This window comes from Mycobacterium sp. ITM-2016-00318 (assembly GCF_002968285.2).
In the GTDB taxonomy this organism is placed as follows: domain Bacteria; phylum Actinomycetota; class Actinomycetes; order Mycobacteriales; family Mycobacteriaceae; genus Mycobacterium.
In genome coordinates this window covers 2,305,841-2,318,684 of sequence record NZ_CP134400.1, presented here as the reverse complement: position 1 = coordinate 2,318,684, position 12,844 = coordinate 2,305,841, and the positions used below count along the sequence as shown (strand labels likewise).

Annotated in this window: 16 protein-coding genes; 7 read left to right on the top strand and 9 right to left on the bottom strand. The window is 66.8% G+C overall.

Features of this window, described 5'->3' with window-relative positions; all coding sequences use genetic code 11:
- The first annotated feature begins 58 nt into the window (after positions 1-58).
- Both C6A82_RS11280 and C6A82_RS11275 read left to right on the top strand, forming a co-directional pair.
- A complete protein-coding gene (locus tag C6A82_RS11280; protein ID WP_105349086.1) occupies positions 59-733 on the top strand; it encodes a TrkA family potassium uptake protein in 675 nt (224 codons plus the stop codon).
- The gene (locus C6A82_RS11275) at positions 734-1,402 is read left to right on the top strand and encodes a TrkA family potassium uptake protein (RefSeq protein WP_105349052.1); all 669 of its coding nucleotides are present in this window, start codon (positions 734-736) and stop codon (positions 1,400-1,402) included. It abuts the gene before it with no gap.
- Here C6A82_RS11275 and C6A82_RS11270 read toward each other — a convergent pair.
- The 3 genes from C6A82_RS11270 to C6A82_RS11260 form a co-directional block, all read right to left on the bottom strand.
- A complete protein-coding gene (locus C6A82_RS11270; protein WP_233217169.1) occupies positions 1,399-2,844 on the bottom strand; it encodes an MFS transporter in 1,446 nt (481 codons plus the stop codon). The genes C6A82_RS11275 and C6A82_RS11270 overlap by 4 nt on opposite strands.
- Complete coding sequence (locus C6A82_RS11265) at positions 2,845-3,501, bottom strand: DUF3159 domain-containing protein (RefSeq protein ID WP_105349082.1); 657 nt, start codon at positions 3,499-3,501, stop codon at positions 2,845-2,847.
- A gap of 66 nt (positions 3,502-3,567) precedes the next feature.
- Positions 3,568-3,939, bottom strand: a complete 372-nt coding sequence (locus C6A82_RS11260; RefSeq protein WP_105349076.1) for an OB-fold nucleic acid binding domain-containing protein — start codon at positions 3,937-3,939, stop codon at positions 3,568-3,570.
- Between the two features lie 131 nt (positions 3,940-4,070).
- Here C6A82_RS11260 and C6A82_RS11255 point away from each other — a divergent pair, with 131 nt between their 5' ends.
- Positions 4,071-4,769: a hypothetical protein gene (locus C6A82_RS11255; protein ID WP_105349050.1), complete on the top strand. Its 699-nt coding sequence runs from the start codon at positions 4,071-4,073 to the stop codon at positions 4,767-4,769.
- Between the two features lie 6 nt (positions 4,770-4,775).
- On the opposite strand, the gene C6A82_RS11250 is transcribed toward C6A82_RS11255, so the two are convergent.
- Together C6A82_RS11250 and dut are read right to left on the bottom strand one after the other, a co-directional pair.
- Entirely contained in the window at positions 4,776-5,531 is a 756-nt protein-coding gene (locus tag C6A82_RS11250; RefSeq protein WP_105349049.1) for a DUF3710 domain-containing protein, read from the bottom strand.
- Positions 5,531-5,995 carry a dUTP diphosphatase gene (dut, locus tag C6A82_RS11245; protein ID WP_105349047.1) on the bottom strand — a complete coding sequence of 155 codons (465 nt, stop codon included), beginning with the start codon at positions 5,993-5,995 and terminating at the stop codon, positions 5,531-5,533. The genes C6A82_RS11250 and dut overlap by 1 nt, the downstream gene beginning before the upstream one ends.
- 25 nt (positions 5,996-6,020) lie before the next feature.
- Between dut and C6A82_RS11240 the strand changes: the two genes are divergently transcribed.
- Entirely contained in the window at positions 6,021-6,512 is a 492-nt protein-coding gene (locus tag C6A82_RS11240; protein WP_105349045.1) for a DUF3093 domain-containing protein, read from the top strand.
- 10 nt (positions 6,513-6,522) lie between these two features.
- Here C6A82_RS11240 and C6A82_RS11235 read toward each other — a convergent pair whose 3' ends face one another.
- Positions 6,523-6,825 carry a DUF4193 domain-containing protein gene (locus C6A82_RS11235; RefSeq protein ID WP_069416252.1) on the bottom strand — a complete coding sequence of 101 codons (303 nt, stop codon included), beginning with the start codon at positions 6,823-6,825 and terminating at the stop codon, positions 6,523-6,525.
- Between the two features lie 164 nt (positions 6,826-6,989).
- Here C6A82_RS11235 and cei point away from each other — a divergent pair, with 164 nt between their 5' ends.
- Complete coding sequence (gene cei, locus C6A82_RS11230) at positions 6,990-7,646, top strand: envelope integrity protein Cei (RefSeq protein ID WP_105349044.1); 657 nt, start codon at positions 6,990-6,992, stop codon at positions 7,644-7,646.
- 34 nt (positions 7,647-7,680) lie between these two features.
- On the opposite strand, the gene C6A82_RS11225 is transcribed toward cei, so the two are convergent.
- The gene (locus C6A82_RS11225) at positions 7,681-8,535 is read right to left on the bottom strand and encodes an inositol monophosphatase family protein (protein ID WP_199193963.1); all 855 of its coding nucleotides are present in this window, start codon (positions 8,533-8,535) and stop codon (positions 7,681-7,683) included.
- Positions 8,536-8,618: 83 nt separating this feature from the next.
- Between C6A82_RS11225 and ppgK the strand changes: the two genes are divergently transcribed.
- Both ppgK and C6A82_RS11215 read left to right on the top strand, forming a co-directional pair.
- Positions 8,619-9,428: a polyphosphate--glucose phosphotransferase gene (ppgK, locus tag C6A82_RS11220; RefSeq protein ID WP_105349040.1), complete on the top strand. Its 810-nt coding sequence runs from the start codon at positions 8,619-8,621 to the stop codon at positions 9,426-9,428.
- A 193-nt stretch (positions 9,429-9,621) separates the two neighbouring features.
- Positions 9,622-11,142, top strand: coding sequence for an RNA polymerase sigma factor (locus C6A82_RS11215; RefSeq protein ID WP_105349039.1), 1,521 nt, complete (start codon positions 9,622-9,624; stop codon positions 11,140-11,142).
- A gap of 418 nt (positions 11,143-11,560) precedes the next feature.
- Here C6A82_RS11215 and C6A82_RS11210 read toward each other — a convergent pair whose 3' ends face one another.
- Positions 11,561-11,767 (bottom strand): dodecin family protein, encoded by a 207-nt coding sequence (locus C6A82_RS11210; protein ID WP_233217168.1) that lies wholly within the window; start codon positions 11,765-11,767, stop codon positions 11,561-11,563.
- Between the two features lie 544 nt (positions 11,768-12,311).
- Positions 12,312-12,641 (bottom strand): hypothetical protein, encoded by a 330-nt coding sequence (locus tag C6A82_RS11205; RefSeq protein ID WP_105349036.1) that lies wholly within the window; start codon positions 12,639-12,641, stop codon positions 12,312-12,314.
- Positions 12,642-12,844: the final 203 nt, after the last annotated feature.

Below are 12,844 nucleotides of genomic sequence, written 5' to 3'. Positions count from 1 at the left end.
AACGAAAATGTCGCCGCGCACGCGAGGAGCGAAAAGAATCTCCGAGAGGACCGCGAAGGTGCGAGTAGTGGTGATGGGGTGCGGCCGGGTCGGCGCATCACTGGCCGACGGTCTGGCCCGGATCGGCCACCATGTCGCCGTCATTGACCGTGACAGCACGGCATTCAACCGGCTGTCCCCCGAGTTCCCCGGAGAACGTGTGCTCGGGATGGGATTCGACCGCGACGTGCTGCTGCGGGCGGGCATCGAAGAGGCGTCGGCGTTCGCGGCGGTGTCCTCGGGTGACAACTCCAACATCATCTCGGCGCGGGTGGCCCGCGAGACCTTCGGCGTCGAGCGCGTGGTGGCCCGTATCTACGACGCCAAACGCGCGAAGGTCTACGAGCGGCTCGGCATTCCCACCGTGGCCACCGTGCCGTGGACCACCGACCGGCTGCTCAACGTCTTGACCCGCGAGACCGAGACCACCAAGTGGCGCGACCCGTCCGGCAACGTCGGAGTGGCCGAGCTGGCGCTGCACGAGGCGTGGGCGGGCCGACGGATGACCGATCTGGAGGCCGCCACCGGCGGCCGGGTGGCGTTCCTGATTCGATTCGGCAGCGGACTGCTGCCGGATCAGAAGACCGTCATCCAGGCAGGCGATCAGGTCTACGTCGCCGCCGTCGCCGGACACATCGCCGAGGCGCTGGCCATCGCCGCGCTGCCGCCGAGCGAAGACGGCGAGGGCGCCTAGATGAAGGTCGCCATCGCCGGCGCCGGGGCCGTCGGACGGTCCATCGCGCGGGAGCTCATCGAGAACGGCCACGAGGTCACACTGCTCGAACGAAACCCCGACCACGTCGACGTCGACGCGATCCCGGCCGCACACTGGCGTCTCGGTGACGCCTGCGAGCTCACCCTGCTCGAGTCGATACACCTCGAGGACTTCGACGTGGTGATCGCCGCGACGGGCGACGACAAGGTCAACGTGGTGGTCAGCCTGCTAGCCAAGACCGAGTTCGCAGTTCCGCGGGTAGTGGCCCGGGCCAACGACCCGCGCAACGAGTGGCTGTTCGACGAGGCGTGGGGCGTCGACGTCGCCGTGTCCACGCCACGAATGCTCGCCTCGCTGGTCGAGGAGGCCGTCGCCGTCGGCGACCTGGTGCACCTGATGGAATTCCGCACCGGCCAGGCCAGCCTGATCGAGATCACGCTGCCGGTCGACACCCCCTGGGGCGGAAAGCCGCTGCGCAAGCTCGCGCTGCCCCGCGACGCCGCGCTGGTGACCATCCTGCGTGGCTCACGGGTGATCGTGCCCGAGCGCGACGAGCCGCTCGAGGGCGGCGACGAACTGCTCTTCGTCGCGGTCGCCGAGGCCGAAGACGAGCTGCGGGAACTACTGCTCCACCCGCAGAACCACTAGCGCTCGCCGTCGGCATAGGCCGGCGGTGGTGTCGCGCGGTCGTGACACGCCGCGGCCGCCTTCGCCGAGACGCGGCTGTAGTCGCATTCGTCGTTGCGAATGCCGGCCCACGAGATGAGCCCCGCCATCACGAAGAGCGCGGCGACGACGAACGAGCCCTGCCGGAATCCCGCGAAATCCATTGCACCGCCCACGATCACACCGGTGAAAGCGATCGCGATCAGTCCGGCGATCCGGGAGAAGGCGTTGTTGATCGCCGAGCCGATCCCGCTCTGCGCCGGGTCCACGGCCGCCAAGATCGCCGCCGTGAGCGGTGACACCGTCATCGACAGTCCCAGCCCGAACACCACGAGGCCGGGCAGTAACTGGGTCCAGAAGTCGAAGGCGACGTCGACGCGGGCCATCAAGAGATAACCGGCACCGGCGATCAGCGGTCCGAGAGCCATATAGAGCCGCGGCCCGTGCCTGCCCGCCAGCGTGCCGAACCAGCGCGCAAGGAAGAACGACAGCACCGGGATGGGAAGTGTCGCCAAGCCCGCTCTTGTGGCCGACATGCCCGCCGCCTCCTGCAGGAACAGCGCCACCAGCAGGGTGCCCAGCGATACCGCGGCGTAGAGAAACACGGTGGCGAGATTGCCGACGGCGAAGTTGCGCGCGGAGAAAATGTGCAGCGGCATCATCGGATTCGGCGTTCTGCGCTCCCACCACGGGAACGCGGCGAGGCAGCCGATCCCGACGACCAGAGAGGTGAGCACCGCCGGATGGGTGAGGCCAAGGCGCTGCTGTTCGATGAGGGCATAGACGGCGCCGGTCAGGCCGACCGCGGTCAGCGCGGCGCCGACGACGTCGATTCTCGCTCGCCGCTTCGAACCGAACTCCTCGTGCGACAGCTTCTTCGTCAGGTACAGCGTGACGGCCAACGGCACCAGGTTCACCCCGAAGATCCACCGCCAGTTCAATGCGTCGACAAGCACTCCACCGAGCAGGGGCCCGACGACGAAAGCCGTTCCGGTCCAAGCCGTCCAGCTGCCGATCGCCCTCGCCTGCGCGGCACCCGAGAACCGCGCGTTGATCATCGCCAAGGAACTCGGCACCAGGAATGCGGCACCGACTCCCTGCAGGCAGCGCGCGGCCACCAGCACCCAGCCACTGGGTGCGAACGCGCACAGCAGCGACGAGATCGCGAACACGAGGAGCCCGGACCTGAGCACGACCAACCGCCCGAAGGTATCGGAGACCGCACCGGCGACCAGGATCAGCGCGCCGAGGGTGAGCAGATAGCCGTCGACCACCCACTGCTGCAGAGCGAGACCGCCGCCGAATTCCCGGTTGATGGCGGGCAGGGCCAGGTTGACCACCGAGCCGTCGAGGAAGGCCACGAACGAGGCCAGGATCGCGACCGCAAGCAGCGGCCTCTCGGTGGGCTCGCGAGTGGCGGCCAACTAGCTTTCCCGCACCGCGTCCTCGGCCTCGGGCGTCTCCGGCGCCGGGGCATCCTCCGTCGGCGCGTCCTCGCCTGCGGAGGGGGCGTGCGCATGCAGTGCCCGCTGGGCGGAACGGATCGCCAGGTAGGTGGCCAGCGCGGCCACCGCCGTCAGCGGCCAGCCCATCGCGATGCGGGCCGTCGCCAGCCACCCCGTCTCATCGGCGTCGTAGAGATGTCGCTGAACGACGAAACGCGACGCGAACACGAGAACCCAGGTGATGGTCGCGATGTCGAAAACCAGAACCGCGCGGCGCACCTTCCGCCACGCGCGGTCGTGCCCGTTGACCCAACTCCAGATGTAGCCGACGACGGGCCTGCGGATCAGCACGGAGATCAGGAAGACGACGGCCCAGAAGAGCGACATCCAGATGCCGTACAGGAAATAACCCTTCGACTCCCCCACGATGTAGGCGATCAGCGCGCAGATGCCGACGCCCATGAATCCCGACACCGCGGGCTGCACGGATTCCTTGCGGACCAGCCGCCACACCAGGATCAGGGCCGCTACGCCCAGCGCGGCGATGATCGCGGGCACCAGGCCGAAGATCGAGGACATCGGGACGAAAACCAGCACAGGCACTGACGAGTAGATCAGGCCGCTGACGCCGCCCATCTGCTCGAGGATGGCCGTAGCGCCGGATTGCTTATCGGACACGGGTCAACGGTACGTGCCCGTCGACTATTTCTGGATCTCGTAGTGCGGGTTGTAGATCGCCTTGGTGCCGTTCTCGAGCTTTCCGACGCGTCCGTGCACCCGAAGTGTGCGACCCGACTCGATGCCCGGTATCCGGCGCTGGCCGAGCCACACGAGCATCACCGCCTCTGTCCCGTCGAAGAGCTCGGCCTTGATGCCGCCTGCACAGCCCTTGGCGTTGGCCTCGACGCTGCGCAGGGTCCCGACCATGGTCACTTCCTGGCCTCGTTGACAGTCGACAGCTTTCTGGGCGCCGGTGCTCGCGGCCTCCTCGGACAACTGCTCGACATCCTGTTGTGCCGGGTCGTCAGTCAGCCTGCGCGTCAGCCGGCGCAGATACCCTTCGGCCGTAGCCATGGCGTCTCCTGCCATCCTGTGAATCCACCGTGGATCCCCAACCAACGCCACGGTAGACCTGTTGTAGACCCACCGCCACGCTAGGGTGACCCGCCACGCCGGTGATTTAAACCACACGGCACGATCTTTCTGTGGCGGTCGATTTACGGGGCGTGACGGCGGTTTTGCTGCCGGGGACCGGCTCCGACGACGAGTACGTCTACCGGGCGTTCGCGGCCCCGCTGCACGAGGTCGGCGCCGTCGTCGTCACGCCTCCGCCGCGGCCTGACCGGTTGATCGACGGGTACGTTTCCGATCTCGACAACGCCGCGCGGCTGGGCGCGATCGCGGTGGGCGGGGTGTCGATCGGGGCCGCGGTCGCGGCGAATTGGGCGCTGGCCCATCCGACCCGCGCCGTCGCGGTGTTGGCCGCCCTTCCCCCCTGGACGGGTTCGCCGGAGACCGCACCGGCCGCGCAGGCGGCCCGATACTCGGCAGACGTTCTGCGCAGAGACGGCCTGGTCTCGGCGACCTCGCAGATGCGCGCATCGAGCCCGCCCTGGCTCGCCGACGAGTTGGCCCGCTCCTGGCTAGGACAGTGGCCCGCGCTGCCCGATGCGATGGAGGCCGCGTCCCGGTACGTGTCGCCGACCCGCGCCCGACTGGCGGCGTTGACGGTGCCGATGGGTGTCGGCGCGGCCACCGATGACCCGGTACATCCGCTCGAGGTCGCGATCGAGTGGGCGTACGCCGCGCCGAGGGCGGCGCTGCGGACGGTCACCCTCGACGCGATGGGCGTCGAGCCGTCGCTGCTCGGCGCGGCGTGCGTTTCCGCGCTGTTCGAACTGTGAGCCGAACTAGCCGCCGGTGATGGTGCGCAGCTGCTGCATTGCCGACCCGTGCTCGCTGCGGCGTGCTACCGGCTGGGCCCCCGGCGGCTGCTGTTGCTGTTGCTGCGCGGCGGCCTGTTGGGCAGCGGCCGCCTGTTGCTCCGCGGCCGCCCTCAGCTGCTCGGCCATCGGTTCCGGCAGCTGCACAGGCAGCGGGGTGCGCACCGGCAACGGGGTATCACCGCGACGAACCACGATGTCCGACAACGCTTGTCGCGCCTGGTTGCTCAACGCGTCGATGGTCTCCTGTGGCCCGTTGACCACGCAGCGGATCATCCAGCGGTAACCGTCGACACCGATGAACCGGACGACGCCCGCGGGTGCCGAGCCGACCACCTCGCGGCCCCACGGGCCGTCCTCGATACGCACCTCAGGGGTGTCCTTGCGCAGCGAGTCGGCCAGCTCAGTGGCGACTTCCCGCCACAGGGCCGAACTCTTAGGCGCGGCGTAGGCCGCGACGGTGAACCGTCCGTTGGCCGTCACCACCCACACCGCGCTGGGCACACCACCCTCGGTGAGCTCGACCTGTACCTGCCCGGCCTCGGGCATCGGGATGAGCACCGAGCCGAGGTCGAGCCGGGCATGGGCGGCCGCCGCAGGATCGTCGAAGTCATCGATGTCGAACGGGCCGTCCAGCTCGTCATCACCTACGCCAGGAGCCGACTCGACGAGCTGGTCGTCAGAATCGTCGTCGTCATCTTTGGCGTGTCTTCCAAAAGCCATCACAAACTCGCATGTCCGCCGGAGGAACCGTGGCCGCCGTCGCCACGGGAAGTGCCTGCCAAGCCGGCCTCGTCGAACGAGGTCACCTCGACCAGGTCGGGCAATTCGACCCGCTGCACCAGCAGCTGGGCGATTCGATCGCCTCGATGCACGGCGATGGGCTGCGATGGATCGAGATTGATCAACGCCACCTTGATCTCGCCGCGATAACCCGCGTCGACCGTGCCGGGGCTGTTGACGATCGAAAGTCCAACGCGCGCAGCCAAACCCGACCTCGGGTGTATCAACCCCACCATTCCGTGCGGAATGGCCACCGCGACGCCCGTCGGCACGAGATCGCGATGACCGGGCGGCAGCTCGACGTCGACCGCGCTGAACAAGTCGATGCCCGCATCGCCGTCATGGGCCCGGCTGGGCATCGGCAGCTCGCGATCGAGGCGAACGACTGCCAAAGGGGTGGACACGAGGCATCAGATTACCCTTGGCGACGTGTCCGACACGCGCGCAGCACCGCAAGTCGTGCGCTACTCCGAACGGCTGTGGGTGCCCTGGTGGTGGTGGCCGCTCGCGATGGCCCTGGCCGGGCTGATCGCCCTCGAAGTGAATCAGGGCGTCCGCGCCCTGCCGAACTGGTTGCCGTTCGCTGTGCTCCTGCCCGTCGCCGCTGCGGCGCTGCTGTGGTTCAGCAAGACCGAGGTGCGGGTGGTCAGCGGTGCTGCCGACGACCCAGCCGCAGAGACGGAGCTGTGGGTCGGTAACGCGCACCTACCGGTCGGCGTCGTCTCCCGGTCGGCAGAGGTGCCGAGGTCGGCCAAATCGGCCGCCCTTGGCAGGCAACTCGATCCGGCCGCCTACGTCGTACACCGGGCCTGGGTGGGCCCGATGGTTCTGCTAATACTCGACGATCCGGACGACCCCACGCCGTACTGGCTGGTGAGCTGTCGTCGTCCGGATCGGGTGTTGTCCGCGCTGCGCAGTTGACCTGTTTTTCTCAGGCTGCGCAGTCGGAGCAGATCATCATGCCGTTCTTCTCACTGGCCAGCCGGCTGCGGTGATGCACAAGGAAGCAACTCGAGCAGGTGAACTCGTCGGCCTGCTTAGGGATCACCCGCACGGAGAGCTCTTCGCCGGACAGATCGGCGCCGGGCAGCTCGAAGTTTTCGGCGGATTCTGACTCGTCAACGTCCACTACGGCTGATTGAGCTTCGTTGCGCCGAGCCTTCAGTTCTTCGAGTGAATCTTCGGAGACGTCGTCGGTCTCGGTGCGCCGTGGGGCGTCGTAGTCGGTAGCCATCGTCTTGTCCCCTCCGTGAACCATGCGACAGAGCTTTGTACCAGCGTCGAACGCATCCGCCAAACGATTCGTGCCCCGATTCGGCACTCCATAAGTGTGATTTACGTCACAGCTACCCGCTGACCCTGCGCAACAGGTGGCAGCGGGCGATTTAGAGTGCACATGTGGTCGCTCAAATCACAGAAGGCACGGCCTTCGACAAGCATGGTCGGCCATTCCGCCGCCGCAACTTCATACCGGGGATCGCGATGTTCGCCGTGCTGGCGGTGGCCTCCCTGGTCATCTGGTTGATTGCCCTCAATCGTCCGACCGACGTGACGGAGGCCGCGGCGTGCAACCCGCCCGCCGACAACACGACGAGCGACCCGACGCAGTCGAAGCTCGGCGAGCAAGTGACGCGTGCCTCCATGACCGAGGTCGGGCCCGCCAATCTGGCCGACACCAAGATCAGGGTGCTCAACGCCAGCGGCCAGGGCGGCCAGGCCGCAGAGGTGGCCGGGCAGTTGCGCGACCTCGGATTCGCCGAGCCGACCGCCGAGAACGACCCGCTGTACACGAACAACCGGTTGTCGTGTCAGGGCCAGATCCGATTCGGGCCCAGCGGGCGGGCGGCCGCCGCAGCCGTCTGGTTGGTGGCGCCGTGCGTGGAGCTTTTTCAGGACCAGCGACCCGACAACACCGTCGACCTCGCCATCGGCACCGATTTCACCGAGTTGACGCGCAGCGATGACACCGAAGCCGTGCTGTCGAGCCTGCGACCGGAGGCCACCCAGCCCCCCGATCCGACGTTGATCTCCAAGATCCACAGCACGGCTTGCTGACCGAATCCATCTGCTGCCGTACCACTTTCGCCGGTCAGCCACCGCCTGCTCGAGCGAGCGCGTCGGCGAACGCGGCACTGACGCCGGGCCCGGCGGCGACGACCAACCCCCTGCCCTCCTCGGCTCCGCCCATCGGAGGCACCCGAACCAGGGCACCCGCCTCAGCGGCGATCAGCGCGCCGGCCGCCCAGTCCCACACGTTGAGGTTCTCCTCGTAGTAGGCGTCGAGTCGGCCCGCGGCGACCAGGCACAGATCCAGCGCCGCCGAACCCAACCGCCGGATATCGCGGATCTGCGGCAGCAGCGACGCGAGCACGGCGGCCTGGCGTCGACGAAGCTGCGGGTCGTAGCCGAACCCGGTGCCCACCAAGGACATTGACAGCTCGTCGACAAGACTTGCCCGCAGCGGCACCGTGGTGGACCCGTGCCTCACATGCGCGCCGCGGCCGCGCGCCGCCGAGTACACCGCACCGTCGACGACGTTGGCGACGGCGCCCGCAACCGACTGCCCGTCGACTTGCACGGCCACCGAGACCACGTACGCGGGTAGCCCGTAGACGAAGTTCACCGTGCCGTCGATGGGGTCGACCACCCAGGTCGGACGGCCCGCCGAATCGTCCGGGCGCCCACCGCCCTCCTCACCGAGCACGTGCTCACCGGGCCGCAGCTCAGCGAGCCGATCTCGTAGCAGCCGTTCGGTTTCGGTGTCCACGATCGTCACGGGGTCGGTCGGCGTGCTCTTGGCACGCACCGCATCTCCTGTCGATTCCCGTTGCGGTTCGCCGCTGAACACCTCATCGCGACGGTGCCGCACGAAGTCGGCGGCCTCGGCGGCCAACCGCTGCGCGACCGAGCGGAGTTCGGTCGGATCGAGGTCGAGGTTTTCCACCTGTTCATCGCAGCACAAATAGTCGATAACGGATGCCCCGGCAGCCCCACCAAAGCACCGCCGAGCCACTAATGTGTGGCCACATGACCGCGACCGATTCACCCGGAGCCGATCCCAGCACCGACGGAGGTCCGCAGCGCCGGGGACTGGGCGTTGACGTGGGCGGCAGCGGCGTCAAGGGCGGCATCGTCGACCTCGGCACCGGCCAGCTGATCGGCGAGCGCTTCAAGCTCGCGACACCCCAGCCGGCCACACCGGAAGCGGTCACCAAGACCGTCGCCGCGGTCGTTCGCGAGTTCGGCTGGACCGAAAGGGTCGGCGTCACCTATCCCGGTGTGGTGACCGAGGGCGTCGTGCGCACGGCCGCCAACGTCGACAAGGCCTGGATCGGCTGCAATGCCAGTCAGTTCTTCGGCAAGGAGCTCGACGGGCAGCAGGTGACCGTCCTCAACGACGCCGATGCCGCCGGACTTGCCGAGGAGAAGTTCGGCGCAGGCCGCGACAACACGGGCGTCATCGTGCTTCTGACCTTCGGCACCGGCATCGGTTCGGCCGTGATCCACAACGGCGTGCTGCTGCCCAACACCGAGTTCGGACACCTCGAGGTCGGCGGCAAGGAGGCCGAGCATCGGGCGGCGTCCTCGGTGAAGGAGGCCAAGGATTGGAGTTACGAGCGCTGGTGCAAAGAGGTCACCAAGGTGCTCGTCGCGATCGAGAACGCCATTTGGCCCGATCTGTTCATCGCCGGTGGAGGCATCAGCCGCAAGGCCGAGAAGTGGATTCCGCTGCTGCAGAACCGCACGCCGGTCGTGGCCGCGACCCTGCAGAACACCGCGGGGATCGTCGGAGCGGCGATGGCTGCGGACATCGACGTGACCGCTACTGCCAAGTAGCCACGCCCGAAGGCGTCAAATTTGCCGCTGGACGCGGCGTTATCCCACACTGTCGTTACAATGGTGGTCGGCGGCCGCGACCGAAAAGCGGCGAGTATCCCCCGCAGAGATCAACGCCACATTCGACATAGCTGACGCTTTTCGATGGTGCACGCCCCCAGGCCATCGGAATCCTCATGAACGAAAGGGTGACGTGGCAGCGACAAAGGCAAGCCCGGCAGCCACAAAGCCGGCGAAGCGCACCGCTACCAAGACCCCAGCCAAGAAGGCCGCGGCAGCCAAGGCGACCAACGGATCTCCGGCCAAGCGGGCCACCAAGGCATCCGCGAGCCCGACGAAGGCGGACAAGCCCGCCGCCTCCAAGACCCGCGCCGCGGCAGCCAAGCCAGCCAAGGCCGCGAAGGCGACCAAGGCCAAGAGCGACGGCGCCGCACCGCGTAGCCGCGCCAAGAAGGCGACCTCCGCGGAGCCGACGACCACGAAGGCCGTCGGGACCGAGGACGAGGAGATCGAAACCACCGACGAACTCGACGGCGAGCCGGACGTACTCGTTGAGGAGGAGGTCGAGCTCGAAGATCTCGACGCCGACTCCGAGGACGAAGCCGCCGAGGACGAGACGGGCGCCGCCAAACCGAAGGCGAAGGGCAAGGGCGAACCGGCAGTGATCACCCCGGCCCCCGCGGACGACGAGATCGCCGAACCCAGCGAGAAGGACAAGGCTTCGGGCGACTTCGTCTGGGACGAGGAGGAGTCCGAGGCGCTGCGACAGGCGCGCAAGGACGCCGAGCTCACCGCGTCGGCAGACTCCGTGCGCGCCTACCTCAAGCAGATCGGCAAGGTCGCGCTGCTCAACGCCGAAGAGGAAGTCGAGCTCGCGAAGCGGATCGAAGCAGGCCTCTACGCGACGCAGTTGATGGCCGAAATAGCCGACAAGGGCGAGAAGCTGCCCGCCGCGCAGCGTCGGGACATGGCGTGGATCTGCCGCGACGGAGATCGCGCGAAAAACCATCTGCTTGAGGCGAACCTGCGCCTCGTCGTGTCACTGGCCAAGCGCTACACCGGCCGCGGCATGGCGTTCCTCGACCTCATTCAGGAGGGCAACCTCGGCCTGATCCGTGCCGTCGAGAAGTTCGATTACACAAAGGGTTACAAGTTCTCCACCTATGCCACCTGGTGGATTCGGCAGGCTATCACCCGCGCCATGGCCGACCAAGCGCGCACCATTCGCATTCCGGTGCACATGGTCGAGGTGATCAACAAGCTCGGTCGGATCCAGCGTGAACTGCTCCAGGACCTTGGCCGTGAGCCGACGCCAGAAGAGCTCGCCAAGGAAATGGACATCACGCCCGAGAAGGTGCTGGAGATCCAGCAGTACGCGCGTGAGCCGATCTCGCTCGACCAGACCATCGGTGACGAAGGCGACTCGCAGCTCGGCGATTTCATCGAGGACAGCGAGGCCGTTGTCGCCGTCGACGCGGTGAGCTTCACGCTGCTGCAGGATCAGTTGCAGTCGGTCCTCGAGACACTGTCCGAGCGCGAGGCGGGCGTGGTGCGGCTGCGGTTCGGTCTCACCGACGGACAGCCGCGCACGCTCGACGAGATCGGTCAGGTGTACGGCGTCACCCGTGAGCGCATCCGACAGATCGAGAGCAAGACGATGTCGAAGTTGCGTCACCCCAGCCGTTCTCAGGTGCTGCGCGACTACCTCGACTGAGCACCACTCCCTGCACTTGCCCTGACCAGCACTTTTGCCGGTCAGTCACGAAATGTCGACATGTACAGCGCAGCCAGTCAAGATCGGCATGGCCCGTCGAAAACTTCCTGCTTTAGGCACGAACAACAGCAATAACACCACCAAGGTCACCAACACAGTCGACAACAGCCAACGACCGCCGTCGCCGGCACCTACGGCGGCGACGGCGAAACCGGCTACAACGCCACCGCCACGGACGGGGGCACTGACCTTCAGCCGCCGCCGACGCCGTGACACAGCCCGGGTGAAACATCTGCCGTGCAAGCGCTTTCACCTACCACTAGCCGCGGCGGTGCTGCGTCTTGGTGGCCGCCCTCAGGGGTTTGTTAGTTGCCCCAGGAGCCCTCGGAATCGACCGGGCTAGCCCCCGAGGTTCTGGCTACTCAAGGACGAAGGTGACGAGCATGTTGACGCGGTAGCCGACAACCTTCCCGTTCTCCACATCCACCGACTGCTCCTTTATCCAGGCCGACGTGACACCACGCAGCGTCGCGTTGGCCCGATCAAGGCCAAGGGTCACGGCGTCTTCGAAACTGGTGTCTGACCTTGCGCTGATCTCGCTGACTCGAGCGACGGTGCCTGACACGATGACCTCCCAGAGTCGATGTTGGATCGAACGATCCCTGACTCTGACCATTTAACTGCGGCTTTGACAGATGGTCGACCCCGCGCGTCGCGATCAGCCCCGGACAGTTACTCGGCATTGATGTGGCGCCGCTATGAACGGACATAGGCCAGCCAAAGGCCGTCGCTCAGTCAAAGATATTTACCTCTATTACGTTCTGAGATCACCTGCGACGTTGCTGGTTCGGACAGCGTTCATCGGTTCCTAGTGCGCGAGTACCTGGACTCGTTTCTCGAGACCACCGGCTCACGCGGTGTGCGAGTGCCACACCACCTGGGAGTGGGCCTCGCAGGCGGCGTCTTGGCATGCCCAGATGGGTCCCCTGTAATCGGCAGAGCCCGGCGGGCGCGCGCTGTTGGACGCAAGGGTTGTTGCCCGAGCTACTGCCTGTCGAGCAACCTGCGACCACAACCCGGTCTAGCCGCTCGCCGGCCATGTTTGCCCAGTTTCGAGCGCTGCAAACCGAAATCGACGAAAACGTGAGATTCGCCGTAGCCGGCCGGCGTCAGCACGCCCCGGGGAAGTTGAGGTCGAACGGGTCCGGGATGCAGGGCTGGTTCTGCTCGGGCGGTGGGGCCGCGGCCTCCTCAGGCGGGGGTGCCTGCGCCTCGGCCGGTGCCGTACCCGCGCCTGCGTCAGCCGGCGCCGCTACGGGCTCTGGTGCAGGTGCAGCCGGTCGGTCCTCCACCGTCGCGCCGGGAATGCACACAAGCTGAGTGGGTGAATCCCACTCCTGCATGTCGTGAATCCCGTAGGTGAGGTTCCCGGACGCCGTGTTGTCGGGGTCGACGGCACCGCTGAGAAGTAGGGGTGGGTACTTGGACCCTCTCGTCACGGTGAGATTTATCCAATTGCCGCCCTTGTCGATCTTCCCGCTGACTCGACCCTTAGGCTGGTGCCGTTTCCGTAGAAGGTTTCCGCAGGAGCATCCACCGTTATGCCGCGAGGGGCATTGAATTTCGTTTCTGCGTCCGTCTCGGGGTAGTGAATGATCACTTCTCCGCCGGCGAACTGGTACCCCGCTGCTTCGCTATAGCA

Coding starts and splice junctions, on each gene's coding strand:
- C6A82_RS11235 (WP_069416252.1), bottom strand. CDS start 6,825: ATGGCTACCGACTACGACGCCCCACGGCGCACCGAGACCGACGACGTC.
- C6A82_RS11275 (WP_105349052.1), top strand. CDS start 734: ATGAAGGTCGCCATCGCCGGCGCCGGGGCCGTCGGACGGTCCATCGCG.
- C6A82_RS11265 (WP_105349082.1), bottom strand. CDS start 3,501: ATGGGCGGCGTCAGCGGCCTGATCTACTCGTCAGTGCCTGTGCTGGTT.
- ppgK (WP_105349040.1), top strand. CDS start 8,619: ATGACCGCGACCGATTCACCCGGAGCCGATCCCAGCACCGACGGAGGT.
- C6A82_RS11260 (WP_105349076.1), bottom strand. CDS start 3,939: ATGGCTACGGCCGAAGGGTATCTGCGCCGGCTGACGCGCAGGCTGACT.
- C6A82_RS11250 (WP_105349049.1), bottom strand. CDS start 5,531: ATGGCTTTTGGAAGACACGCCAAAGATGACGACGACGATTCTGACGAC.